This window comes from Streptomyces sp. sk2.1, from assembly GCF_008120935.1.
Classification (GTDB): domain Bacteria; phylum Actinomycetota; class Actinomycetes; order Streptomycetales; family Streptomycetaceae; genus Streptomyces.
The window spans coordinates 1-26,150 of record NZ_RDBO01000003.1; the positions used below are offsets into that span (position 1 = coordinate 1).

The 26,150-nt window shown below is 71.3% G+C and carries 11 protein-coding genes; all 11 read left to right on the plus strand.

Features of this window, described 5'->3' with window-relative positions:
- The first annotated feature begins 40 nt into the window (after positions 1–40).
- Positions 41–340 (plus strand): hypothetical protein, encoded by a 300-nt coding sequence (locus tag EAO76_RS00125; protein WP_148831915.1) that lies wholly within the window; start codon positions 41–43, stop codon positions 338–340.
- A 41-nt stretch (positions 341–381) separates the two neighbouring features.
- Entirely contained in the window at positions 382–759 is a 378-nt protein-coding gene (locus EAO76_RS00130) for a hypothetical protein (RefSeq protein WP_148831918.1), read from the plus strand.
- Positions 760–763: 4 nt separating this feature from the next.
- On the plus strand, positions 764–2,890 hold the full coding sequence (locus EAO76_RS00135) for a hypothetical protein (RefSeq protein WP_148831921.1): 2,127 nt from the start codon (positions 764–766) through the stop codon (positions 2,888–2,890).
- Positions 2,887–3,531, plus strand: coding sequence for a type VII secretion system-associated protein (locus EAO76_RS00140; protein ID WP_148831924.1), 645 nt, complete (start codon positions 2,887–2,889; stop codon positions 3,529–3,531). The genes EAO76_RS00135 and EAO76_RS00140 overlap by 4 nt, the downstream gene beginning before the upstream one ends.
- Entirely contained in the window at positions 3,531–3,989 is a 459-nt protein-coding gene (locus EAO76_RS00145) for a YbaB/EbfC family nucleoid-associated protein (protein ID WP_148831926.1), read from the plus strand. Before EAO76_RS00140 ends, EAO76_RS00145 begins: the two co-directional genes overlap by 1 nt.
- Positions 3,982–4,293 carry a hypothetical protein gene (locus tag EAO76_RS00150; protein ID WP_148831929.1) on the plus strand — a complete coding sequence of 104 codons (312 nt, stop codon included), beginning with the start codon at positions 3,982–3,984 and terminating at the stop codon, positions 4,291–4,293. Before EAO76_RS00145 ends, EAO76_RS00150 begins: the two co-directional genes overlap by 8 nt.
- A 34-nt stretch (positions 4,294–4,327) precedes the next feature.
- Entirely contained in the window at positions 4,328–21,556 is a 17,229-nt protein-coding gene (locus tag EAO76_RS00155) for a glycosyltransferase (RefSeq protein WP_148831931.1), read from the plus strand.
- Positions 21,557–21,688: 132 nt separating this feature from the next.
- Positions 21,689–23,215 carry a hypothetical protein gene (locus tag EAO76_RS00160; RefSeq protein ID WP_187438401.1) on the plus strand — a complete coding sequence of 509 codons (1,527 nt, stop codon included), beginning with the start codon at positions 21,689–21,691 and terminating at the stop codon, positions 23,213–23,215.
- A gap of 184 nt (positions 23,216–23,399) precedes the next feature.
- A complete protein-coding gene (locus tag EAO76_RS00165; RefSeq protein ID WP_148831937.1) occupies positions 23,400–24,134 on the plus strand; it encodes a thioesterase II family protein in 735 nt (244 codons plus the stop codon).
- Positions 24,134–25,162 carry an AfsR/SARP family transcriptional regulator gene (locus EAO76_RS00170; RefSeq protein ID WP_148831940.1) on the plus strand — a complete coding sequence of 343 codons (1,029 nt, stop codon included), beginning with the start codon at positions 24,134–24,136 and terminating at the stop codon, positions 25,160–25,162. Before EAO76_RS00165 ends, EAO76_RS00170 begins: the two co-directional genes overlap by 1 nt.
- Positions 25,163–25,295: 133 nt before the next feature.
- Positions 25,296–26,150: serine/threonine-protein kinase (locus EAO76_RS00175; RefSeq protein ID WP_262375187.1), on the plus strand; the 855-nt coding region annotated here is incomplete at its 3' end.

The following is a 26,150-nucleotide window of genomic DNA, read 5'->3' on the forward strand; positions in this document are numbered from 1 at the left end:
CCCTTCCCGATCTCACCTCCGCCCCAAGAGGAGTTCTGCCATGACCGTCAAAATCAGCCACCAAGGGGTCCAGGACGCCATCCGGAACATGCAGACGGCCCAAACGGAAATGCGTGAGGCCCTCACCTGGATGGAGAACAACTTCACCGCCCTGCGCGACACCCTGACCGGCCAGACCCGTACGTCCTGGGAGGAGTTCAACGACGAGCTGAAGAGGATCAAGACCCAGCTCGAAACCCAGTACGGGACCGCCATGACGACCCTTCAGCGGATGCACTCCCGGCAGATCGACGGGGACCAGGAGGGCGGTCGCACCCTGGGCACCCTCCAGGGCAGCTGACCTTCCCGACCGAGTCGACTTCCGCGAGGTGAGGTACGGACATGGCCGCTGACGAGAATCCGGGCGACATCTTCCAGTCGACCGACGGCGTCTACCTCAAGTACGCCAACCAGGAGATCCCCCGCTTCCGACGCGACCTCACGGTCAACCCGAACTACGTGAGCATGGGGTCGAAGATTCCCCTCGCCATCGGGAATCCCGAGAAGTGCACGCAGGCGAAGGCGCTGGAGACCCAGCTGGAGACCTACCGCAGCAGCATGCGCACCCGGTACGACAACGCCATCACGCTCCTGAACAACTTCTCGGCCGCCCTGCGGGACGTGGAGGACACGCACAAGGAGGCCGAGGACGACTCCACGGCCATCGGCGGTTCCCTCGTCGACGAACTCCTCGACATCCTGACCCCGAAGGGAAAGTGAAACCATGGCCGAGGTGCCTCCCGGGATGCCTGCCAAGTGGGAGGACATCCTCGCCATGTTTCACGACGGGACCACCAAGCTCCCGGACCGGAACCAGGTGGCGGGTCCGGGGTCCAAGCAGTGGATAACCAGGCAGGTGAACGGTGCCTGGATCGACGCCAGCCCGGCCTCCAAAGCGGTGGAATGGGGCCTGGACGGATACCATGCGTTCGCTTTCCCCACCCGGGCGAACGAGCAGTGGCTCCTGTTCGGGTTCGGCTACAACTGGGCGGACTTCGGCAACGACTCCGGCGCCCTGGCCGAGTTCACGGGAGCGCCGGGTCCCATTCTGGGGTCCGTCCTGGCCCAGACGAACAAGGACGCCAATCCGGTGATGTCGGGCAAGGCGGCCGACATCCTCGCCAACATGGATGCCTGGACGGACGGTTGGGTCACCGAGTTCAACAAGTGGGCCGAGAACGTGGGAAACGGGTCCGAGGAGATCGAGGGCGAGTCCGCGGAAATCTTCGAGGCCACCCTCCAGGCGGTGAAACGCGCCCTCCAGGAGACCCAGTCCTACTACCTGGGGGGAGCGCTGAAGAACAATCTCTCCGATGTGAGCACTCAGCTGACCGCCACCGTGCAGAATTTGCAGACGAACTTCTCCGACTGGTTCAACAAGGGTCTGTCGATGAAATCCGGGACGGCGACGAAAGAAGTCGGCCCCGTCTCCATGGCGTTCACCCACCTGTACAACAAGTTCCTCGAAGTGATGAACAAGATCCAACCCACTTCGAACCACAACCCCAATGTCGACGGTCTCGACTGGGACGGCGTGGAGCGGGACGCCAAGGCCCAGTGGCTCAGCCACGTCCAGACCGGTCTCGACGAGGCGTCGTCGGGGACGATGGCCAACCTGGCGAAGGCCTACGACACCGCCAGCAGCAAGTTCTCCGACGCGAACTCCATCGTGAAGTCGACGTTCACCATCTCGCTGACCTCCGAGGAGGAGAAGAAGTTCCACGACCCGTCGGACAGCAAGACCGATGGTGGCGCCGACGACTTCCTCAACACGTTCAAGGACTTGTTCAACAAGGGACCGGGCGACGGAACCGGTGGTACGGGCGAGGACGGCCCGAACGTCGACGTCCCCCCGGTGACCGGTCCGAGCGGCAGCACGAGCGGCTCCTCGTCCGACCTCCTCAAGAACAACAACCTCAATCTGAAAACTCCGAACCCGATCACCGGCCCCAGCGGCAGCACGGGCGGCACGAGCGGTCTCACCGGCGGAAGTTCCGTGACGGTCCCGGCCGGCTCGCGCATCGACCCCAAGACCGGTGCCGTCACCGACGCCGAGGGCAAGCCCGTTCTCGGCGCGGACGGCCAACCCCTGGTGGTGCCGCCCGGCTCGACCATCGGGTCCGGCGGGAGGATCGTTCCCCCCGTCACCAAGCAGCCGACGCTCCCGAACGGTTCCACCACCGGCGACCTGACGCGGGGCTTCCGTGTCGACGCCGAGGGCAACGTCCTCGTCCCCAAGGGCACCAAGGTGGATGCCCAGGGGAACCTGATCGGGCCGGACGGCAAGCCGCTGACCAACATCTACGGCGGAAAGCTCACCGTGCCGCCGGGCTCCCGGGTCAATCCCGACGGGACCCTCACCGACCCGCAGGGAAAGCACATCACCGAGAGCAGCAACAACCTGCGGACCCGCGCCCCCAGGACCGTCGAGGAGCTGCTGAACGGCCAGCGCCGCCCCTCCACCACGAGCGGCGACCTCTTCGGCGGGTCGAAGGGCACCACCGACGCCGTGCGCAAGCTGGTGGACGGCAACGGCAACGCGATCCGCGAACCGGTCTCCATGGTGTCCGGGCTCAGCAACCGGGCCCGTGCCGCCCTGGGACTGCCCTCGGTGCCCACCGTCACCACGGCGGTGAACAGCGGTGTGCCCACCCAGTCGCTCGGCGCCCTGGGCCGGACCGTCCAGACGACGGGAACCGGGGGCATGCCCTTCATGCCTCCGATGGGCATGGGCGGCGGTGCCCCGGGCGGGGGCAGCGGTGCCGACCGGCAGCGCAACGTATGGCTCTCGGAGGACGAAGAGGTGTGGGGCACGGAGTCCGGCACCGGAACGGGTGTGATCGGACGATGAGTTCCGCAGGAACAGCGACGGACGGACCCGACGCCGCGGGCGGGGAGTCCGCCGTGCCGCCGGTGCCCGACGACATCCGGGCGGCGGCGCGCACCGCGCCCGACCACTGGTTCGGCATGGTGGACCCCGCGTGGCGCGGGGAGGGCGAGCCCCCGTTGTGGGCGGTGATCGGGCAGTGGCGTTCGGACGCCGACGGCGAGATCGTCGAATGGCAGCACAATGCCGACTACCGGCCCTCGCCGGGCATGCTGGGCTGGCCCGAACCGACCGACGACGTGGACGCCGCCATGCAGTTGGCGGCCACCGGTTACGGCCCGGTCGAGGACGTCGCCCTCGCCGCGATCAGGGCCGAGCTGGCCGTGCTGACCGCGCCCGGCGGCGGCGCGGTGAGCGCCTGCACCCCGGACGGCGACCCGGTGGTGCCGGTCTTCACCGCCCCCGCCCACCTGGAACGGGCGGGGGCGCTCGCCCATCGGGTGCTGCCCGTCGCCGAGGCGTTCGCGCTCGTGCCCGAGGGCCAGGACCTGTACCTCAACCCGACGGGCCCCGTGGCCCTGCGGCTGTCCGCCGCGGACCTGACCCGCGCGGTGGACGCGCTGGAAGCGGCGGCGGCCGCGGAGGACGAGGAGGAGCAGGACTGATGGTGTCGTTCCAGGAGCAGCTCGCGGAGGCCATGGCCGGTCTCGCGGAACAGACCAGGAAGATCCAGCGGGTCCAGGAGGAACTCGCCGCGGCGTCCGCCTCGGCGACCTCCAAGGACCGGATGGTGACCGCCTCGGTCAACGCCCACGGCGAGATCCTCTCCTTCAAGTTCCACACCGAGGGCTACCGCACGATGCCCGCGGCCCAGCTCGCCGAGGTGCTGAAGACCACCGTCAACGCGGCACGACTCGAAATGACCGACAAGGTGAGCGGCTCCGTGCGTCCGCTGATGGGTGATCAGGAGGACCTGGCGAAGGGCCTCTTCGGCGGTGGCGAGCTGGACGATCTGCTCGCCCCGCTGCGGGAGATGCAGCCCGGTGGTCTGACCGGGACCGTACTGGGGGACCGGAAGAAGCCGGCCGGCGGCCGCGGCGAGGAGGACGAGTTCTATGGCTGACGGGACCCTGAGCGTTCCGCAGGACCTGACACGGCGGTTCACCCAGTTCGGCGACATCGCCAGGATCGTCGGGGAACTCGGTGTGCTGAACGACCGCATCAACCTGGAGAACAGGACCGCGGGCGGCAAGGACGACGTGTACGCAAAGGAGTACCACAAGTTCGTCGACTCGACGGGCAAGGGGCTCACGTACGGCCTCGAAGGACTCTCCGAGCTGCTCGACATGGTCGGCATCAGCGGCAACAAGGCGTCGAACATCCTGAACGACGCCGAGAACGACGCCAACCACCTGGCCGCCGGCTGAGCCGGCCGGACTCCGAGGACACGGCAGCACGACGATGGCGATCGAGGTTCCCGAGGGGTGGGCGACCCTCCTCAAGACGCTGACAGGCATGCCCTTCCCGCAGGCGAACGAGGACATGCTGCGGGTGGTCAGCGACGAGTACCGCCAGATGGCGGAGAAGTTCCGCGAGGTCGAGGACCTTCTCCGCCAGGTCGTCACCCGCGTGGACGAGGACTTCGAGGGCGAGACGGCGACCCGGTTCGTGACGTACGCCCGTCAGTTCGTCCAGGTCACCAACGGGAACCAGAGCATCCTCGAACGGGCCTACGAGGACGCCCTCAAGCTGTCGAAGAACGCCCACAAGACGGCTGCCGACATCGAGTACACCAAGTGGTCGATCTTCGGCCAACTGGCCCTGCTCGTCGTCCAGATCGCCCTGGCACAGGCCCTGATGCCGGTGACGGCCGGGCTGTCCGAGATCTGGGCGGCGGCGGCGATCGGCGCGTTCCGCGCCGCGGCGCTGCTGATCCTGAAGTTCCTGGTGGCCCAGATCATCATGCAGACCATCACCGGCATCGTCGGTGGTCTGCTGCTCGACTCCATCCTCCAGCTCACCCAGTTCGGTCGCGGCGACCGCACCGAGTGGAACACGGACTTCACCGGGAACGCGGCGAAGTTCGGCGCCATCGGCGGTGCGCTGGGCGGCCCGTTCGCACTGATCGGCGGCGGGCTCGGCAAGATCCTCGGCAACCTGGGCGGCAAGGGGCTCGGCAAGATCCTCGGCAACGACGCCGGGAACGTACTGGCCAAGGGGCTGGGCGGGGGCGGCAAGGGCGTCGCGGCCACTGACCGTGAACGTGTGGTCGGGACCGAAGATCAGGTTGTACATGCCCTCGGTGACCACGGCGTGCGCCGTATCGCCCGCGAGCTCGGCGAGCGCCTGGGCAACATCCTCGGCCGGGCCAACGAGTCCCTCAACCACGTGGGCGCGGACGGTGTCAGGGGAGCGGCGGCGGGCGCGGTCGGCAAGGAGGTCGTCAAGGACTTCGCGAACGCCTTCGAGAAGCACCTCGGCGGCTCCCTCGGCAACGAGACCGCCCGGAACCTGGGCCGCGACTACGGGGAGGCCCTGGTCAAGAACTGGGGCGGCAAGGCCGACTGGCAGGGGCTGACCCATTCGCTGGACGACGTGCTCAAGCCCTACGCGAAGGAGCTGGGCGAGAACGGCGTCCGGGCCTTCTCGCACGACCTGCCCGGCTCCTTCGTCCAGACCGTCAGCAAGAACATCGAGGGGAACCTGGGCTACCGGATCGGCGACCTCGTCGGCGGGCTCGCGGGCGATACGGCGCACGCCGTGGTCACCGAGGGCATGTACAACCTGATCTTCGGTCCCGACCACACGTTCACGGTCAGTGGCTGGACGGCCGCGGCCGGTGCCGCGGGCGGTCTCATGGGCCGGGGCCTCGGCCATGGCATCCTGACACTGCATCAGACGATGCAGAACTCCGGGCCGGCGGCCACTCCGCCGCCGCGGTCTCCGGTCTTCTCGTCCGACCCGCCGTCCGCACCGTCCGCGCCGACCGCCACGCCCCGGCCGAACACCGAGTCGGGCGCCACGGTCCGCGACGGCTCCGGAACGGTTCGCGACGGCTCCGGCACGAAGGCCGACACCGACACCGGCATCGACACCGGCGGCAAGCCCTCGACGAAACCGGTCACGGAGTCCGAGTCGGACACCCGTTTCCTCCGGGACGGCGACGACGACGCCTCGGACGGCGGTACGCCGTTCCCACACGGCGACGACGGCGTACCGCATCACCCGTCCGACGCGTCCGCCCCCTCGTTCGCCACCGATTCGGACGGCGGAACCCCCGCGTTCGGGTCCGACCAGCGGCACTCGATCAATGACACTCCGGAAACGACCTCCGGCCCGTCGGTACCGCCCCTCGTCCCCGATGCCTCCGGGACCCCCGTTCCGCCGGACACGGTGTCGGAGGTGGACCTGCTCCTGAACGGCCTCCCGGACGACGCCCCGTCGCCGCTCCCCCCGGACCCGAACACGGTCACGGACGTGAACGACCTCCTGGCGGACCTGCCCGCCGTGCCGCAGCACGATCCGGCGGGGCCTTCCACGCTCGACCTCCTGGCGGACCTGCCCGACGCACCGCGGCACGACCCTGCGGGGCCCTCCGCGGACATCCCGCCGGACATGAAGAACCTTCTCGCGGACCTGCCCGACGTACCGCAGCACGACCCTGCGGGATCGGCGCCCCGCCCCGACGACTCCGGGCCGGGGCGTCGGTCCGGGGACGACCTAGACGACCAGCTCCGGGCGCGGCTGGACCGGCTGAAGAACCAACAGGCCGTGTCGGACGCCGAACTGGAGGCGCGACTCGAACGATTGCGCGAGGACAGCCCGAACGGGCTGGGGCGGCCCACGCGTGTCGACATGCTCCGTGAGCAGTACCGCCTCGCCCTCGAGGACGAGGCCATCGACGGGCCGAAGTCCGACGGACCGGCGCCCGACGGGGACGACCTGGTGCTCCCGAACGTTCCACTCACCGCCCCCGCGTCCAGCTCCGAGGGCGGGAACCGGCAGGGTACGAGTACGCCCAAGGCCGAGAGCGGAGGCGACGGGGACGCGGACAGGAACGGCACCGACGACCTGTCGGGGCCGACGCGGACCGAGACCTCGGACGACCCCCTGCCCTTCCCCGAAGGCTTCGACTCCGGTATCGATGCCGATGTCGACGCGCTGAACACCCGCTTCGAACAACTGGTCAGCATCTCCGACGACCCGATGGCCCGGCTGGACGAACTGCCGACCGTTCCCGACACCGTTCCGAACGCCGAGCAGCGCAGGCTGAACGCCGAGGTGCGGCGCGAGCTCGACTCCCTGCTGGCCGATGCCCGCCGCGTGGGCGTCGACAGTGACGTACGGCAGAGGCTGAACGACGACATCCGGGCCGACGTCCGGGCGGGCAAGTACTCCGAAGCGGCCAAGAAGCTGCGGGAACTCGACGACCTCGTCGCCGCGCACGGCCTCGACGAGCGCCTGCGGCATTTCCGTGCCCATGTGGACGGCGGGTACGAGGCCCGGGCCGCGCAGCTGGGCATGCGCCGGACGGAGTGGCTGCGGCACGCCCTCGACATCGAGCAGTCGGCCCTCACCAACGACCGTCGGCGGACGACCGGACTGCTGGACGAGTTCGAGAACCGCCTCGGCACCCTCAGGACGGAGCTGGAGACCCTCGGCAACCAGTCCTCCGAGGCGCTCCAGCAGCGGTTGAACGACGCCGTGCGGGCCGAGGCCGAGGCGGCGGGCATGGACCGTGAGCGCATCCAGGAGTGGGAGGAGCGGCTCTCGCGGGCCGAGACCCCCGAGGACTTCGACAAGGTGCGGTCCGATTACCGGGCGGAGCGGGAGACGTTGCAGCGGCTCTCGGACCTGCGGGACCTGGGCGCCTCCGAGGCCGAACTGGCCTCCTGGAAGAGGCGGTTCGAGGGGCAGGGCCGGGGCGACGACTTCGACGCACAGTACGAGCGCCGCTTGAACACTCTCCGCTCCGAGGCCGAACTGGCCGGATTGCAGGAGAGGTTGAACGCCCTGCGCGAGGGCAACCCCGCGCAGGACTCGACGGACCGGCCCGCACCGCGTCCGGACGATGACGCACCGGGACGCGACAGGAACGAGAACGACCACGCGGAGGCCGACCGGCTGCTGCAGGAGCGGCTCCACCGGCTGAGCGAGGGAACGGATGCCCCGAGGCTGTCGCGCGAGGAGCGGCAGCAGTGGGAGGCCCGGCACGCGGAGGCGGAGGACGAGGCCGCTCGGAAGGCGGTCGAGCGGGCGCAGTTCGAGCAGATGGAGGCGTTGGACCGCGACCGCCGGCTGAATGCGCTGGCCGACGGCGGCCCCAGGGGCGCGGAGCGCACCCCCGAGCAGCAGGCCGCGTGGCAGGCCCGGCTGGACGAGGCGGCGGGCGACCCCCGCGCCGTCGACCGCGTCCTCGACGACTACGACGCCGAGACGGCCCGGCTGATACGCGAGGGCCGGGAGAGCCTGGAACGCGAACTCCGCTCCCCGGACCGGCTGCGGAACCTCGACCAGCGCATCGACCGCTCACTCGACAAGTTGCCCGAAGCGGTGCGCAATCAGGCGGCCCGTGAGGCCCGCACGCTCCTGGAGCGCCTGCGGGACCTGAAGACCCCTGACTCCTCCGACTCGCCCGATTCGTCCGACCGTTCCCCGTTCCGCCCGGACGACGCGCCCGGCTCCGCACCGGAGAACGACGCGCACGTCCAGAACACGGACCTGCCGAACGGATCGGGCCCGGGGAACTCCGGAGCCGGTGACACCGTCCGGCCCCCGACCACCCGGCCGAACACCGAAACCACGAACAGCCCGAACCTGTCGGGCGAACCCAACCGGCGTACCGGCTCGAACGGGGACGAGCAGCGTCCGACGAAGCCGGGCGAGCAGATGGAGCCCCTGCGCCTGCGGGAGAAGACCCAGGAGTCCGGGCAGACGGACGAGGACGGCCTCCACTCGCAGGACCGGGACGACCTGCCGTCACCGAGCACCCGGCACATACGCACGCAGTCCGGGGACGAGACGGACACGACGTCCGACACCGACGTGCGGCACAAGACCGACCACGAGCAGGAGAACCACTCCGAGACCGACCAGAAGCAGGACGTCGGCTCCGAGACCTCGCCCGAGAAGACCGACGACTCCGGCCCCGAAGGCTCCCTCTCCGGTCCTCTCCCCGGCGACTCCCACCGGTCGCGGGGACGGGACGACGAACCGTCCGGCGGCCCCGGCGGGGGCCGTACGCCGGACGGGAACGAACAGGACGGTGCGACGCCCCCGCAGACGGCCCGCGACAAGGCGCTCGGTGCGCTCTCCGCGGACGAGTACGAGCAGCGGATGTACCGGGCCCGCCGCGACCGGCCGGACCTGGTGACCGAGGAGCAGCTCCGCGACGAGGTGTTCCACCGGATGGAGAATCCGGGCGAGCCGGTGGTGAAGGAGACCTTCGCCGATCCGCTGCTGGAATCCGACGTGCCGCCGCTGCCCCAGCAGCGGGCCGGTGAGTTCGTCACGTTCGACGACAACGCGATGCTGCCCAAGTCGCTGCGCGGCAACGGCCACGGGCAGATCACCCTCAGGGGCACCGACCTGCTGGTCGAATCCATCGCGACGAACCTGCGCCTGCGGCCCGACGCGCTCGACGAGTTGAAGCTCGTGCTCACCCAGAGCCCGCACACACTGCTGAGCCCCCGGACGTTCGTCCTGCCGACCCTGGACGGCGGCCACCGGGAGATCTCCGTGTCGCTGGAGAGCTACGGGAACTGGCGCCGCCACGCCGAGCCGTCGCCATTGGCCGTGCCTCCCGCGTCCACCACCACGCAGGCGAAAACCACCAGCACGGAGACCGCGGAAAGCACGGAGAACGCGAAGAAAACGGAGAGCTCGAAGAACGCGGAAGGCACGAAGAGCACGGAAAACGCCGAGAGCTCGAAGAGCGCAGATACCTCGAAGAACGCCGAGGGCTCGAAGAACGCGGAGAACGCGGAGACCTCGAAGAGCACGGAGAACACGAAGAGCACCGATACGAAGAGCACCGATACGAAGAGCACCGATACGGAGACCACCGGGGCGAAGGAGAAGGCGAAGACCGACGACGCCCCCGTCAAGGTCGAGACGGAGATGCGTGTCCGTCCCGGGGCCACGGAGACCAAGACCCTCGGGACGTCCCGCGCGTTCGGCCTGGCGATCCCCCTGACGGCCGCACCGGCTCCCTTCGGGGCGTTCGGATCGCTGGCTTTCAACATCCGGCGCACGGAGGCCAGTTACACCTACACCCAGGAGAGCCGCGCCCAGAGCAGCGTCACCGCGGTCGGCAAGGACGGCAGCCATCTGCATGTGAGCGATCTGCACGTCGTCGTCGAGTCGTCGCACGTCTGGGACAAGAAGGGCCGCGAGCTGACCGCGGGCCGGCAGCCCGCCACCACCACCGCGCCGAGGCGCTACCGGGTGCGGGACGGGGTCGCCTGGCGGGTGCCGGACAGTGTCACCGACCCGGCGATCCCGGACAAGCTGCCCACCGTCCTCACCTTCGCGCCCGGCACCCGCCCCCGGCTGCTCGCACCGCTGAGCGTCACCACGGAGACCCGGCTGCTGGACTGGCTGCTGAGGAACTACCCCGAGGCGGCTCCCGGCACCTTCCTCCGCCGCCAACTGGCCGACCTGGCGAGCGAGGAGAGCCTGCGCCTCATGATCGCGCAGAGCTCCGGCGAGACGGTGATCAGCGCCCCGCTCTTCGCCGCTCCCAAGGGCCGGTCGCTGGGCTCCCTCGAACTGCGGCTGATCCCGGTCGACGGCACCCTGCGCCAGGCTTCCGACAAGACCGAGATCAAGAAGGCCGACGCGCAGCGCACCACCGCCACCACGGAGAAGCGCAACACCCAGGGCGGCGGTCTCACCCTCTCCCTCGGCCCTCAGTTCTCCCCGCTCCAGCCCGTGACGGCGCTGGGCGTCCAGCTCTCGGCAACGGCCGGGGCGTCGACCCAGCGCGCCGAGAGCAGCTACAGCGGCAACACGGCCGAGTCCGTGCGGACGCTCAACAGCCGCGGCCACTCGGGGCTCTACGACATCCGCTTCCGGATCGAGCTGCGCAGGCAGGGCGGTACGTGGGAATCGCCCCATCAGGAGGCGGCGACCGGCCAACAGGCGTTCCTGACGGCCGCCGTCCAGTTGCCGCGCGCCGATGCCCGCAGGCTGGCCGGTTGGGACGACGGCACCACACCGGTGCCGGACGCCGAGGCGCCCCCCGCCCCCGCCTACCTGACGCCGTCGAATCCGGCGACGTTCGGACTGCACGCGGTGCTGGAGCTCTCGGCCACCCACCCGCCGGGGGACCTCACGCCGGTCTCCCTGGCGGACCGGTTGGCCGACCGCATCCTGGCGGGACTGCACCGCGCCCACCCCGGTCTGGTGCTGCCGCCCGGGGCGGACGGCCGGACCATCGGGGGCGACCGGGCGTACAACAGCGCGGTGCGCAACACCCATCTGCTGCGCCAGGCCATCTCCCGTGCGGTGCTCGAAGGCTCCCTCGACCGGCTGGTGAGCACCGGGCTGCGGATCCAGTTGGAGCAGCTCGACAACGCCCTGAAGCGGTACGTCGTCGTCACCCTGCGGGCGCAGGCCACCAACCGCCAATTCCTGGGCACGCACCACGACCTGGGCCTGGCCAACAACCTCCTGTCGACCCGTCGGGCCGACAGCGCGACCACCCGCACCCACGGCCTGACCGGCGGCCTCGACCTGGGGCTGACCGGGATCAAGTCCATCGGCGATGCCGGGGGCGCGGGCTACGGCGGCACCGGGAGCATCGGCTACCGGTACACCCGGCAGACCGCCTACGGCATGACGTACGGTCCGACGCTGACCCCGGACGGCGGCATCACCAGCTCCGGGTCGCAGCACCTGTGGGCGTACGACCTGTCGTTCACCGCCACCGCCACCAGCTTCTCCCGCCCGCGCCAGTTCGTGCGGACGGCGACCGGCGAACTGCTCGGCACCCGCTGGTTCGTGAAGCAGGCGCCCGGCAGCATCGACGTCCTGGACACCGGGGACCGGACCGCTCAGGGCGACGCGCCGCTCACCCCGGCCTCGGTGACCGGGCACGTCACCCTGGCCGTACCCGCCTCGCTGTCCGTCGCCTCCTCCCCCGTACCCGCCTCCGCCCTCGTGCCCCCGGTGCCCCGGCCGAACACGGCCGCGGTCGCGTTCACCCCGATGACGCCGGCCATGGCCGAACTGCTCTCCTCGGGGAAGCCCGTCCCGTCGGGGAGCTGGACCTCCCACCCCCTCTTCGAGGGCCTGCACCAGGTGCAGAGCGTCACCGGGTCCGAGATCGTGCTGGACCACCTCAAGCAGCTGCTGGCCTCCGTCTCCCACGACTCCTGGGTGTACAGGACGGACGGGACGCCCGCCTCCGGCGCGTTGACCGAGGCGTTCACCAGTGGCCGCAACGAGGCGGACTTCAGCGACGCGGCGCAGACCGGCAAGCACATCAGCGACCTGTTCGGCAGGACGGCCGTCACCGACATCACCGCGTCGGTCAGCGCCTGGCCCTCGGTGCGGCGGCCCCGGGTGATCGCCGTGGTCGACTCCACCGACCTCGCGCTCTCCGCCATCGGTTCGGGCACCAGCGGGGCGGGCCACTCGGTCGCCCATGTCCGGGGGCACACCGTCTCGGGCATGCTCGCCTTCCGGGCCAAGCACACCGACGCGCTCCGGACCGCCGGCACCTACGGGATCACCGCGACCCCGTACCAGAGCACGCACACCTCGACCACGGCCCTGACCTTCTCGACGAACCCGGTGCACACGGTCCAGTACACCGGCCCGATGGCCCTGGTCTCCGCCGACGTGGCCTGGCACCTCGCGGCCCGCTCGCAGCCGTCCGGCCTGCTCCAGGGCCCCATGAACCTGGTGCGCGGGCGCAGCCCCGAGGGCCGGATCGTGGAAATCCCCGACGGTCTGCTCATGTGGGTGCCGCTCGCCGAGGCCAGACGGGCGGGCCTCTTCGACGACGGTCTCACCACCCCGCCTCCCCCGCCGCTCTACACGGCCGTCCCCGCGGCCGGTCACGCCACGCTCACCATCGGCCGCATCGACCTGGCCCGGGCGATCGGCCGGTTCACGGACCTGCTGCGGACGCTCCTGCCCGAGCACAAGGACTGGCTCGGTCCCGCGCACCTCCTGGAGGACCAACTGGGCAACATGGCACGGCAGATGGCCGCCCTGTCGCCGTCCGGGGTGCGCGCCCTGCAGACCGGCATGGAGAACGGCGGCACGTCCCTGCGCCTGGTGCGCAACAGGGTCTGGTCGGCCAGGAACGCCCGGCTCACCGTGACCCTGGAGCGGGTCGGCCCCACCCGGGGCGGGCTGCGCCACGACGTGAAGCCCACGATCACCCGGCCCACGTCCACGGCGGAGACCGTCACGGAGAAGCTGGCGCGCGGGAGCGACGGCGGCTACCGGCTGGCCGAGACGCCCACCGTCGACAACGACGTCGTCCGCAACGGCGGCTTCACCCTCGACGACAAGGCCGGCTCCACCAGCTCCTCCGCCCTCGCGCACGCCGTCACCGACGCGGTCAGCGCCCAGGTGGCCTTCGAGGGGCCGGTGGTGAGCGGCCGGTCGACGTTCCGGGTCACCTTCGCCCTGGAGCTGCCCGGCAAGCCGCCGGTGAGCAGGACGTACGACGTCGGCGACACCGAGGTGGTCCTGCCGCTGAGCCTGGCCCGCCCGCAGGAGGTCCCGGCGCCCGTGACGGAGCCGCCGGTCTCCGCACGCCCCCGGCTGCTCCCGCACCGGACGGACGGGACGGTGGCCCTCCGGAAGACGTACACGGCGGGCAGGAACCTGTTCGCCGCCGGGCCGGAGAGCGTCGTCGTCACCACCGTCGGCGGCATCACCGCGCTCCGGGAGGCCGGGGCGTACGCCGTGGACCGGGCCGTCTCCGGTGGCCGCTCCACGACGAACACCCCGACGGAGATACCGGGGAACGCCGAGACCCCGTACGTGGGGAAGTCCCCGCTGACCCGGCCCGGCACCGCCGCGGGCGAGGTGCTCAACGGCGGCATCAACTCCGACGTGCTGAGCGCCTACTTCCCGCAGATGGTCCGGGACTCCCTGACCGTCACCCTGCACGACACCACGTCGGAGATCGGCGGGACCGACGCGGACCTGAAGATCTCCGTGGGCGTCGACCTGGCGCGGGCCGAGCTGCTGGCGGTGGATCCGGGAGCGGGTCTCGGCGGCAGCCGGCGGACCATGGACAACGACACCTACACCGGGGACACCACCGAATCGCACACCCCGGCGATGACCCTGGGCCCGGGCTTCCAGACGCAGCCCCCGATCCAGTCCACCGGCACCATGCCCGGCTGGACGGACTCCGACGCGTCGGGCAGTGCCGCGGACCGCCGGACCTCCGCGCTGAACACGCTCAAGCCCTTCGCGGGCGGCGCCGTGCTGGTACGGGCCCCGCTCCACGTGTGGCAGACGGCGACGGCGACGCGCCGGATCAAGGACCTGCCGGTCGTCTCGACGGTGCTCGCGGCCGTGTCGCCCTCCGGCACCGCCTCCCGGCACCCGGTCACCGTCGAGCACACGGTGCAGGACGGCGTGACCATGTGGGTCTCGTTCGACGTCGCCCGGGAGCACGGTCTGCTGCCGGCCGAGGTCGAGGCCGCCGCGAAGGTCGTGAAGGAGCAGACCAAGAAGTACACCTCGGCCGCCACCCTGGTGGAGACGGCCGAGCGCCGGCTGCGCGCGCTCGACGAGGAGGTGTCCGCCCTCCACGAGGAGGTCCGGCGGCTCTCGGCCGCGGAGGGCCCCGCGGAGGATCCGGCCGCCGCGGCCGCGGCGGAACAGCGGCTCGCCGCCGCGCTCGTCCGGCACGCCGAGGCGCACCAGGACCTGGCCAACCACCGCCGCGACCTCGCCGCCGCCGAGCGGCGCCTCGCCGGTGCGTCCGCGGCCGCCTGGCGGGCCGTCGACCACTACACCATCAGTGGGCCCCGCCCCACCGGCACGCCGCCGGTCCCGTGGAGCGAGGACGCCGGGACCGCGCCCGTCACCGAGCAGACGCCGGTCACGGTCCCCGGCTACCCGTCCCCCACCGAGGTCCTCACCGAACTGCCGCCAAGTCTCGTCGCGCGGGAGGACGTCCTCACCCGGACGGCGGACTGGCTCGACGGCTCCCGGCCCCTGTCGGAGACCGCCCTGGTGCGCAGGGAGCAGATCAAGGCGGCGGGCGCGGCGCAGCGCCTGCGGGCGGCGGACGCCGCGTACCGGTCGGCGATGGAAGAGGTACTGGCCGCCGGGCACGCCGTCGAGGAGGCCGGGGGCCAGGAGCGGAGGGCCGGGAAGGCGCATGCGAGCGAGGAGGCCCGCGCCCGGCTCGACCTGACACGGGCCGCACGGCGGACGGCGCAGTCGGCGTACGACCGGGCGGTCGAGAAGTTCACCGCGGCCCACCGCGAACTCGCCCCGGTCCTGGCGAACTTCGAGGCGGCGACGGCCTCCGCCGCCCAGGTCTTCGGGCCGCGCGCCCAGGACCAGGACTTCACCCCCTGGCACCCCGAGCCGGAGCCCGAGGGCCACGTCCGCCCGTCCGACGCCACGTCCCGCCCGGAGCCGTACACCGTCCACCGCGAGGACGAGGCGGGCCGGACGGTCGGTCTGAAGGACCCGGACGGCCGGGTCCTCGAACTCGTGGAGCCGCCGAGCAGCGCGTTCCCGCTCCTCGACATCGGTACGAGCTTCCACCGCTCCCTCCTCGACGCGGTCGAGCGGGCCCGCCCCGGGCTGCTCACCGAGCTGGGGCTGCGCGGGTCGCACGGGAAGGACCTGCCCGGGGCCGACGTCGCACGGTTGAAGCAACTGCTCGCCGAACGGCTGACGGCGGATCGCGACGAACTCGCGGCGTTCCTCGCGATCGACCCCCAGGAGCGGTTCACCGCACAGGAGTTGGCCGACGCCGGTGTCGTGCTGAGCGCCCCCGAGTCCGTCGAGCACATCGATGCGCGCGGTCGTCTCCCGCAGGCCGTGGCCGCCCGGCTGACCCCGGACCAGCGGCTGGCCCTGGCGCGCACGGCGCTGCTGCGCACGGCGGGCGAACAGATCGGCGACCGCAAGGACGCCGGCTGGAACCACGGCGCGGGAGACCTGACGGCGCTGCTCGCGGCCCGGGTGCTGGGGATTCCCGTGACCGTGGTGGGGGCGGATCTGAACCATCAGACGTTCGACGCCGCGGGACCGCTCACGGCGGGGGCTCCCCGGCGGCCCGGCGTGGTGCTGCACCTCGCGGACGACCTGTACCGGGCCGCCCTGGCCACCGAGGTGGACGACGTACTGCTCAACGCCGAGACCACCGAGACCACCGAGACCGCCGAGACCGCCGAAATCACGGAGATCACGGAGATCACGCCGGCCCCGACCGTGACGGCTCCCGCTGCCCCGATCCACTTCGTGGGCAGCGGCACCGGACCGCGCGTCGCGGTTCCCAAGGAGATCAACTTCATCTGGATGGGCGGCCCGCTGAAGGAAGCGGCCCGCGCCAACATCCAGAGCTGGGTGCAGAAGGCCGGGGAAGCCGACTGGAAGGTCTCGATCTGGACGAACAGCACCGGAAGCCTCAGCAACGAGGCGTTCCTGAAGGACCTCGTCGCCTCCGCCCCCGACACGGTCCAGCACAGGCCGACCAAGTCCCTGTTCGCCCCGGAGAAGGGCAGTGGTCAGGAGAAGATCCCGTCCCACGCCACCGCCCTGTACCGGGCCGCGAAGAAGGCGGACAGTTTCGCGATGGCGTCCGACGTCGCCCGGTACGCGCTCCTCCACAAGCACGGCGGGGTGTACCTCGACGTGGATCTGGGGCCGGGAGCCGTGGTGCTGCGCCCCGAGGGCCTGCTGCTGCCGAAGGGCGACGACACCCTGCCGATGTTCGGCCCGCTGCTGCGGGACTCGGACACCGTTCGCAAAACCCTCGGTCTCGGCGAGGACGACCCGATAACGGGCCGTGGCCGGGAAGCCGCCCTCGCGGTGTACGAGCAGGGGGAACTCGGCAATCAGTTCATCGTCGCCCACCCCGGGAGCGCCTTCATGGGGCGGGTCCTGCGCGCCCTGCCGGACCCCGACCACAAGGACGCCGTCATCAGGGGCACGCTGCACGCGGCCATGAAGAGCAAGAACGTGGCCGGGAGCACCGGTCCGGGCTTCCTCTGGAGACAGCTGTCGGAGCACACCAAGCCCCTCCGGAACACCGACGGCGCGGCGCACTCCTTTCGTCAGCGGCCTCCCCGGTTCCGCGTCCACGCGTCGGACTGGGAGGACTGGACGGGCCTGGAGTGGGTGACGGCCGAGAGCGAGAACCAGGAGGCGCCCGGAACGACGTCCGCGCAGTCCGGGCGGAACACCCTGGTCCGGCGCCTGACCTCCGCCGTCGGAAGCCTCACCCTGCGGTCCGGCGGCACGCGGACGCGGCCCACGGTCCTGCCGACCAACGAGACGTGGTCGGGCGACCTCCACATGTCGTCGGAGCCCGCCGTACGGATCACGCAGTCCCCGGGCGAACTCGTGGGCAGCGACGGCCGGAAGGTCTCGTACGAAAAGGTCCGCGAGAGCCTCCGGACGATCCGCGACTCCTCCGGGAACGTCGTCGGATACGCGTCGCACAGCGACACGGACTGGGCTCCGCGCGAGGGCTTCTACGCCAAGTACCGCGCGGACGAACTGTCCTCCAGGTCCTACCGGAAGACGGACAACGGAAAGTTCGTCCCCCTCACCGACAAGACCGCCCCGCCCCCCGAGTCCCCCTGGCAGACCGGGGCGAGCGGCACGGCCACCGGCCCGAAGAAGCCGAAGCCGCTCTTCTTCGACGCGCACGGCTCCCGCGACGGCGTCAAGCTCCACATCCGCGGCGAACTCCCGCTGGAGGTCGACGGGGCACAGTTCGCGCACTTCATGGAGACGCTGCGCGACCCCGAACAGCCCCCGGCCCCGGTCGTGCTGGTCGCCTGCAACACCGCGAGCACCCGGTCGACGGACGGCGGGAGCTTCCTCACGGACGCGGCACGGGCCATGCCCGGGCGCCGCTGGTACGCGCCCGACGTCGCCGTCGGCCATGTGGCGTCGAGGAACGGGACGGACGGGAACGCCGACACCGGCGTGTTCGCGCTGCTCCCGGTTCCGGAGACCCAGCAGCCGGGCCGGTGGATGACCGCCGGCGAGAGCACCCCGGACGTCCAGGACACCCCGAGCACCCTGAACACACCGAACACCCTGACCACACCGGACGTCCAGGACACCCTGGACACACTGACCCCTGCGGAGTCCTGGCACAGGACCGACACGCTACTGCTCAACTCCCCTTCCGGGACACAGTCGTCCGCCACCTCCAACGGGATGACCCTGGGCGGCGGTACCGGGAACCAGCAGCCGATCCCCAAGAACCTGCACTTCGTCTGGCTGGGCGGCGAGATGACCCCGGCCGCCCGCACGAACCTCCGGAACTGGGCGGCCAAGGCCGACGAGGCGGGCTGGGAGATGAAGCTCTGGACCGACAAGGAGGGCGCGAAGAACAACCAGGCGTTCCTGGAGGAGCTCGCGCGGACCCACCGGGTCAAGAACCCTTCCGTCGACCAGCTCTTCGAGAAGAGTTGGCACGACCTCTCCTTCAACGACCCGTTGGCGAAGGCCAGGGACCTCTACCGGAAGGGCCAGGAGTACCGGAGTTACGCCATGGCCTCGGACGTCACCCGGTACACGATCCTCCATGAGCAGGGCGGTGTGTACATGGACGTGGACCTGGCGCCCGGCCGGCTCGACCTGCCGCAGGACGGCGTGCAGATGTCGAACGGTGACGTCCTGCCCATGCTCGGCCCGCTGCTCCGGGACGAGGGAAGCGTACGCAACAAGCTCGGCCCCGACACGAACACGACGCAGTCCTCGACCGCGGAACCGCTCACGATCACCGAGGAGCAGGCGCCCCCGCCCCTGACCCCGGAGAACATCCGCGACGCCGCCGTGAACTGCTACGAGAACGGCGAGTACGGCAACCAGTTCATCGCCGCCCACCCGCAGAACCCCTTCCTGGGCCACCTGCTGGACAACCTCGTGAGCAAGAAGGGGCTCACGGAGCAGTACGAGAAGGATCTCGGGAAGAAGAGGGGGAAGGAGTACGCGGACCTCCTGTGGGAGGCGAGGAAGAAGGAGATGCGGGAGCGGAACGTGGCCGGCATCACGGGCCCGGGGTTCATCGACAAGATGATGAACGGCTACGGGGCGGAGAGGAACCCGTCCCAGCAGGAGGGCACGCTGCGGGGAACGGCCAGGTTCAAGCCCACGGAGGCCGCCCGGAACACCTGGATCGACCTGGAGTGGGTGACGGCCGAGAGCGCGAACCAGGAGACCGCGTCCCTGAAGGCCCCGGACGAACCGGTGTCGCAGTCCGTCGAACGTTCCGGCACATTGCGGGAGAAGCTGAGCAGGCTCACCGGCACGCTGCGCAGGAACCCCACCGGTCACGGCGGCGGCTCCTCCTTCTCCGGAACGCAGAAGTTCTTCTCCAACGACCGGACGACGTCGCCCCTCACCGGGGACGGCCTCTCCGCGCCGTCCTCGCCGCTCTCCTGGCCCTCGGCCGGACCGCCGCCCCTGTCCATGTCCGCCCACGCGACACCGGACGCCGTCCTCACGGGCAAGGACGGCCGCCGGATCACCTACGGCCGCATATACGAGGGCCTCCAGGTGATCCGCGGCACCGACGGCCGCACCCTGGGGTACGCGTCCCACAACCCGCAGGACTGGGGCCCCCGCAAGGACTTCTACGCCACGTACCGGCCGGACGAGACGGTGTTCACGCACCACCGGGCCGTGGGCGACGAGACGTACGTCCTCGACACCGACGGGGGTCCCGCGACCGGCAAGGTCCCCTGGCAGGCCGACGCACAGTCCCGGGGGGAGACCCAGCAGGAGGCGAAGAAGCAGGTCAACCCGCTCTTCTTCGACGCGCACGGCTCCGAGGACGGCATCGAGCTCCATGTGGTGGGCGACAAGCCCCTGGTGGTCGACGGGGCACAGTTCGCGCACTTCATGGAGACGCTGCGCGATCCCGAACAACCCCCGGCCCCGGTCGTGCTGGTCGCGTGCGAGACCGGGAAGCCCCGGCAGACCGACGGCCGCAGTCTCGTGATGGACGCGGCACACGCCCTACCGGGACGCCTCTGGTACGCACCCGACGTCGCGGTCGGTCACGCGAAGCCGACGACCGGTGCCGATGTCGATTCGGGGGTGCTGGGCCTTCTCTCGGACCCGGTCACCGGCCGTCGCGGCCGCTGGTTCACGGCGGGCGAGGAGGTCGATGGCATCGAGAAGGTGACGCCGACTCCGGACCAGGAGGACCAGCCGTCCGCATCCACGTCCGCATCCACGTCCACGTCCGCATCCACGTCCGCATCCGCGTATTCGGACATGATCTTCGAAGCCCTCAACTTCGTTCCGCCGGCCGGCGCACAGGACACGACGGCGCAGACGGCTTCCCCCGATCCGACGACGAACGCCCCGGAAACCGATCAGCAGACCCAGCAGACCCAGCAGCAGACCGACCAGCAGGCCGAACCCGCACCGGTGTCGCTGGACATCGCCTTCAGGAACAACGACGACACCGAGCAGATCCTGCGTACCGGCGACAAGGCGGAGGTGCAGGCGTACCTCTTCACCGCGATCGACAAGCACGACGTGGACGCCGTGGATCTGCTCCTCAGGCGTTTGGAGAACTCGCCCCTCCCGCCGAGCCATCTGGAGGACCTGCGCTCGCTGGCCGGGCCCCTCCTCACCGCGACCCCGGCTCCGCCCGAGATCCCGCGCGAGCTCCACTTCGTCTGGATCGGCGGGGACATCCCCGCGGCCGCGCTCACGAACATCGCCGACTGGGCCGCGAAGGCCAAGCAGGCCGGTTGGAAGACCAACCTGTGGACGGACGGGAACACGACGCTGGGTTTCGCCAGCAAGGCGAAGATCCGGATCACTCCGGGACTGATGCGCAAGACCGTCGAGGACGCCATCGACGAGCGCCTGGCGGCCACCTATTCGGTGGCGAGCAGGGGCAAGGCGTACCCGTTCGCCTCCGACCTGGCCCGGTACAGCATCCTCAAGGCGCACGGTGGTGTGTACGCCGACGTGGACCTGGGTCCGGGGACGGTGGACCTCGGACCGAACGTGCCCAGGCTCCGCAGGAACGACCTGCCCGTGTTCGGCCCCCTCATCCGGGACGAGAAGAGCCTGGGGGGAGTACTGGCCGATGCGGCGAGGGCGAACGGCACGGACCTCGCCCAACTGTTGAAGGAACCCCTCGGCACCCGGATCGCCATCGCGACGGAACACCTGCTGCACACCGGCGGCTACGGCAATCACTTCATCGCCGCGCAACAGGATTCCGTCTTCATCGACGCCCTGATCGGGAAGGTCCACGAGAACATCGAGCGGCAGGGCCTTTCCGAAGCCGACGAGATGCTGATGTCCGGCCCTGCGGCCAGTGGCCCGTTCCCCCTCCTGCAAGTGCTGGAATCCCATCTGAGCAGGGAGTTCGGGGTGCGGAACCTGCAACCGGGCGAGTTCGAACTGTTCCAGCGCGCGGGAGACCACTTCCAGCGCACCATCGCGTGGCTGACCGCCGAGAGCGAGAACCAGGCCTACGAGAAGTGACACAACGTCAGGTGTTGTGCCGAAGAACGAGTGAAGGGACGAGAAGGGGCAATGGCAGGGAAAGAGGGGCGATCGGTGGAGCGAGAGCGAGCCGACGAGGAGAGCGAGCCCGCTCGCGGTCGGGAAGAGGCCGTGGACGTACCGTCCGAGCCGTCGTCCCGCACGTCGACGGAGAGCGGCACCGGCACGACGACCGGCGGCAGGGCCGGCGGTGGGGCGCGGACGCCGATCGTTTCGGAGTCCGGCCCGGAGGAGCCCGACGAGCCCGACGAGCCCGCTGAGGAAACCGCGGCGGCGGTGCACGCGGTCGGGGTCTCCATCGGCAGGAACACGTCCGAGTCCGAGCAGCCGGACGGTGACGACGCGGCAGCAGCAGTCCAGGAGGAGGCACCGGCGCCCCGGAAGGCCGCCCGCCCGAGCACCGCCTCCGTGACCGTGGGCGCCCCCACCACCTCGTCGGACACCGCGAAGACGGAAAGCGGACCCGAGGCGGAGTCGGCGACCCCCTCCGCCGAACCGGCCGCCGCGAGCACGTCGGCCACCGCCGAGCGGACCGCCACTGCCACGGCCACGGCCGCCTCCACCACGGCTGCTTCCGCCTCCGCGACCGCTTCCGCGGCGGCCTCGTCCGTTCCCCCCGCGGAGGGCTCGGCGGGAACGGACGACGCACCGGAACGCCCCGGCCGCGTCTCGCGCCCGATGGTGGTCGCGGCCGCCTTCGCCGGTGCGCTGCTCCTGGCGACCCCCTTCATCGTGGCGGGGGCGCAGCAGGACGAGCCCGACCGGAAGACCAAGGAAGCCGCGGCGGCGTGGAAGGACGACGGCGGTTCCGGCGGCTACGTCCCGGGCACCGACCCCGACCGCGCCCAGGGCAAGGGGCCGACCGGCACCAAGGGCCGGGAGGACACCGCGGCCCGGCACGGCAAGGGCCCGGCCGGGGACGTACGGACGGACACGGGGACCGGCGGGAAGCCCGTGAACGACACCACCGACACGAAGGCCGGCGGCTCGAAGGACACCAAGGACACCAAGTCCACCGGGGGCGGGACCGACCGGACCTCGAACAGCGGCACCGGCGGCAGTTCCTCCGGCGACAAGGACTCGGACACCTCCGCCAAGGCCCCCTCGACCGGCACGGCACCCAAGTCGACCACCACCGTGGTGTACAGCGGTGTGTCCGGACCGGAGTGCGACACCCAGCGCTTCCAGCAGTACGGCTACTACACCGACGGCAAGGAGGGCTGGGCCACCCACTCCGGCGGGTACGGCGGTTCCGGCTGCGACGGGAAGTACCTCTCCATGCCGATGTCCGGCAGCGCCTCGAAGGACTCCGGCGGCTCGGCGACCTGGCTGTTCGACCTGCCCTCCAGCGCCAAGAAGTGCAGTGTCTCCGTCCACGTCCCGGGCAGCTCCAACATCGTCCAGGTGGGCGGGAACCCGAGCTACTACACGGTCTACGACCGCTTCCTGCCCAGGACCAGCAACCTGGTCGGCTCCTTCACCATCCGCCAGACGGAGCGCCGCGGCACCTGGTACAACGTGCCGGGCACCTTCCCCGTGGAGGCCATGAAGCTCTCCGTGCGGTTGCACGACCGGGGCGAGGACGACCACTACGAACACCACGCGATATCCGCGGTGAAGGTCACCTGCACCGGCTGACGACCCCCTCCGGCCGGTCCCGCACCCCGTGCGGGACCGGCTTCCCGCCGTCCGCGGGGCCGTCGGCCGTCCAGGCGAAGTGCACACGTGCTCGAACCGGGCCGGAGGGGCGATCACCGTTCGCGTACATCGGCTAAGGTCCGGTACTCCGACCGAAGACCATGTCCCACAAGACGGAGTCAGCATGGAACTGCGCCTGTTCGTGTTCCACCACGCGGGTGGTTCCCATCTGCTCTACCGCGACTGGCCCGGCCGTTTCCCGGCCGACTGGGAGGTGCGGCTCGTCGACGCCCCCGGGCGCGGTCTGCTGGCGGACCAGCCCGCCATCGGGGACGCCCACCGGCTCGTGGACCACTTCCTCGCCGAACTGGATTCCGAACTCACCGGCCCCTACGCCCTGTTCGGCCACAGCATGGGTGGGCTCGTCGCCTACGAACTCACCCGCAGGATCCTCGCCGAGGGCCGTACTCCGCCGGTCTGGCTGGGGCTGTCGGCGCGCAGCACGCCGCGCCCCGAGGGGGACGGAACCCGTCGGTACCTGCTCGACGACGCCGGGTTGCGCCGGGAGCTGGCCGCGATGGGCGGCACGCCCGCCGCGGTCCTGGAGGACCAGGAGATGTGGGAGCTGTTCGGTCCGGCCATCCGGGGTGACCTGCGGCTGGTGGAGACCTGGCGGCCCGCTCCCGACCCGGTGCCCCTGCCCGTGCCGCTGTCCGTCTTCGGCGGCACCGACGACACGGTGGCGCCGCCCGCCCGGCTGTCCGGCTGGGCGGACCGGGCGGAGCACTTCCTCGGCCTGCACCTGTTCGAGGGCGGGCACTTCTACTTCCAGCCCGACCCCGCCGCGCTGACCGGGCGGATCGCCGAGGACGCCCGGCGCGCGCTCGCCCTCGCCGCGCCCGCCCGCGAGATGCCGTGATGCCCGTGCTCGAACTCGCCCCGCCGTCCGCGGCACCGGCGCCCCCGGCCGCCGCGGACGGCGGCGAGGTCGAGTTCCGGCTGCTGGGGCCGGTGGAGGTGCGCGACCCGCTGACGGGGGCGAGCATCGTCCCACCGGGCTCCAAACAACGCGCCCTGCTCTCCGCGTTCGTCGTCCACGCCGGGCAGCTCCTGCCCGGCGACCGGCTGACCGCCGAACTCTGGGGCGACCGACCCCCGGCGAACGCCGCGAACGCCCTGCAGGCCCATGTCGCCCGGCTGCGGCGGCTGCTCCCGGCCCCCGGCGGCCACCCGGCCGGCAGCGATGCGGTCGACAGCGGGCGGGAGTGGATCAGCACCCTGCCGGCCGGCTACCTGCTGCACCTGGGCCCGGCCACCACCGACGTCCGGCGCTTCCACCGCCTGTCCGCGGAGGGCCGGGCGATGCTCGCCTCCGACCCCGGCCGCGCCGCCGAACTGCTGCGCCGCGCCCTGGCCGTGTGGCGCGGCCCCGCCCTCCAGGACAGCGGGCACGGACAGATCTGCGCCACCGAGGCCGACCGGCTGGAGGAGAACCGGCTCACCACCCTGGAGACGCTGTACGAGGCGAGCCTGCGCTGCGCCCGGCACGGCGAGATCACCGGCGAGCTGGAGAAGCTGACGGCCGATCACCCGCTGCGGGAACGCTTCTACGACCTGCTGATGCTCGCCCTGTACCGCAGTGGCCGCCAGGCCGAGGCACTGGGCGTGTACGAGCGGGCGCGCCGTCGGCTGAGGGACGCGCTCGGCATCGAGCCGGGACCGGCGCTGCGCGGCCGGATGGAGGCGATCCTCAACCACGCGCCCGCCCTGTCCGCCCCGGCCCCGTCGGACGCCCCCGTGCCGGTCGGGGCGACCCCCGACCCGGGTGCCGAACTGGCCCGGCTGCGGCGGCGCGTCAACGAACTGGGCCGGGAGCAGGAGGCGTTGTCCCGCCGCATCGACGACCTGACCGCCCGGCTTCCCCGCGACCTGCCCGCCCGGCTCTGATCCGATCGGTCCGGCGGAGCACCGCGCCCCTTTGCCCTCCTCGTCCCCCGGGCCGGAGTGGTGAGACGATCTCTTCCACCGCATCGGCGGGAATCGGTCGGGGTGGCCGGCGGAAAGGACTGTGGGGGACCGCGTGAGTACAGGGGGCGGGGCGCTCGGTGCGCCCGGCAGCCGTATCGGCTCGTACACCATCGAACGCAAGCTCGGCGAGGGCGGGATGGGGAGCGTGTACCTCGCCCGGTCCCGTGGTGGACGGGCCGTCGCCGTGAAGGTGGCCAGGTCCGAGCTGGCCGCCGATCCCGTCTTCCGCGAGCGGTTCCTCGCCGAGGTCGCCGCGGCGCGCGCCGTCGGCGGATTCCACACCGCGCCCGTCGTCGACGCCGATCCGGACGCCCCGACGCCCTGGCTCGCCACCGCGTACGTCCCCGGGCCCACGCTCGCGGAGTTCCTCCATGCGCGGGGCCCCATGGACGAAAGGGCGTTGCGGGCGCTCGGTGCCGGTCTGGCCGAGGCGCTGGAGGCCATCCACCGGTGCGGGCTCGTCCACCGCGATCTGAAGCCCGGCAACATCATCATGGCCGACGACGGCCCCCGGGTGCTCGACTTCGGCATCGCGCGGGCGGTCGAGTCCACCCGCCTGACGGCGACGGGTCATGCCTTCGGCACACCGGGTTTCCTCGCCCCCGAGCAGGCGACGGGCGACGAAGTCACCGGTGCGGCGGACGTGTTCGCGCTCGGCTCGATCCTCGTCGCGGCGGCGGGCGGCAGCCCGTTCGGCGGGGGGACGCCCATGGGGATGATGTATCGCACGGTGCACGAACCCGCCAATCTCGACGCCGTACCCGACGGCGTACGGCATGTGGCGGCGGCCTGCCTGGCGAAGGAGCCGGAACGGCGCCCGACGACCGACCAGCTCCTGGACTGGTTCGAGGCGCCCGCGGAACGGACGGAGGGGAGCGGGGAACCCGGCCCCGGCCCCGGCCCCGGC

Bases quoted from the DNA above. Each gene is read 5' to 3' on its own strand.
- EAO76_RS00125 (WP_148831915.1), top strand. From the start codon at position 41: ATGACCGTCAAAATCAGCCACCAAGGGGTCCAGGACGCCATCCGGAAC.
- EAO76_RS00130 (WP_148831918.1), top strand. From the start codon at position 382: ATGGCCGCTGACGAGAATCCGGGCGACATCTTCCAGTCGACCGACGGC.
- EAO76_RS00135 (WP_148831921.1), top strand. From the start codon at position 764: ATGGCCGAGGTGCCTCCCGGGATGCCTGCCAAGTGGGAGGACATCCTC.
- EAO76_RS00140 (WP_148831924.1), top strand. From the start codon at position 2,887: ATGAGTTCCGCAGGAACAGCGACGGACGGACCCGACGCCGCGGGCGGG.
- EAO76_RS00145 (WP_148831926.1), top strand. From the start codon at position 3,531: ATGGTGTCGTTCCAGGAGCAGCTCGCGGAGGCCATGGCCGGTCTCGCG.
- EAO76_RS00150 (WP_148831929.1), top strand. From the start codon at position 3,982: ATGGCTGACGGGACCCTGAGCGTTCCGCAGGACCTGACACGGCGGTTC.
- EAO76_RS00155 (WP_148831931.1), top strand. From the start codon at position 4,328: ATGGCGATCGAGGTTCCCGAGGGGTGGGCGACCCTCCTCAAGACGCTG.
- EAO76_RS00165 (WP_148831937.1), top strand. From the start codon at position 23,400: ATGGAACTGCGCCTGTTCGTGTTCCACCACGCGGGTGGTTCCCATCTG.
- EAO76_RS00170 (WP_148831940.1), top strand. From the start codon at position 24,134: ATGCCCGTGCTCGAACTCGCCCCGCCGTCCGCGGCACCGGCGCCCCCG.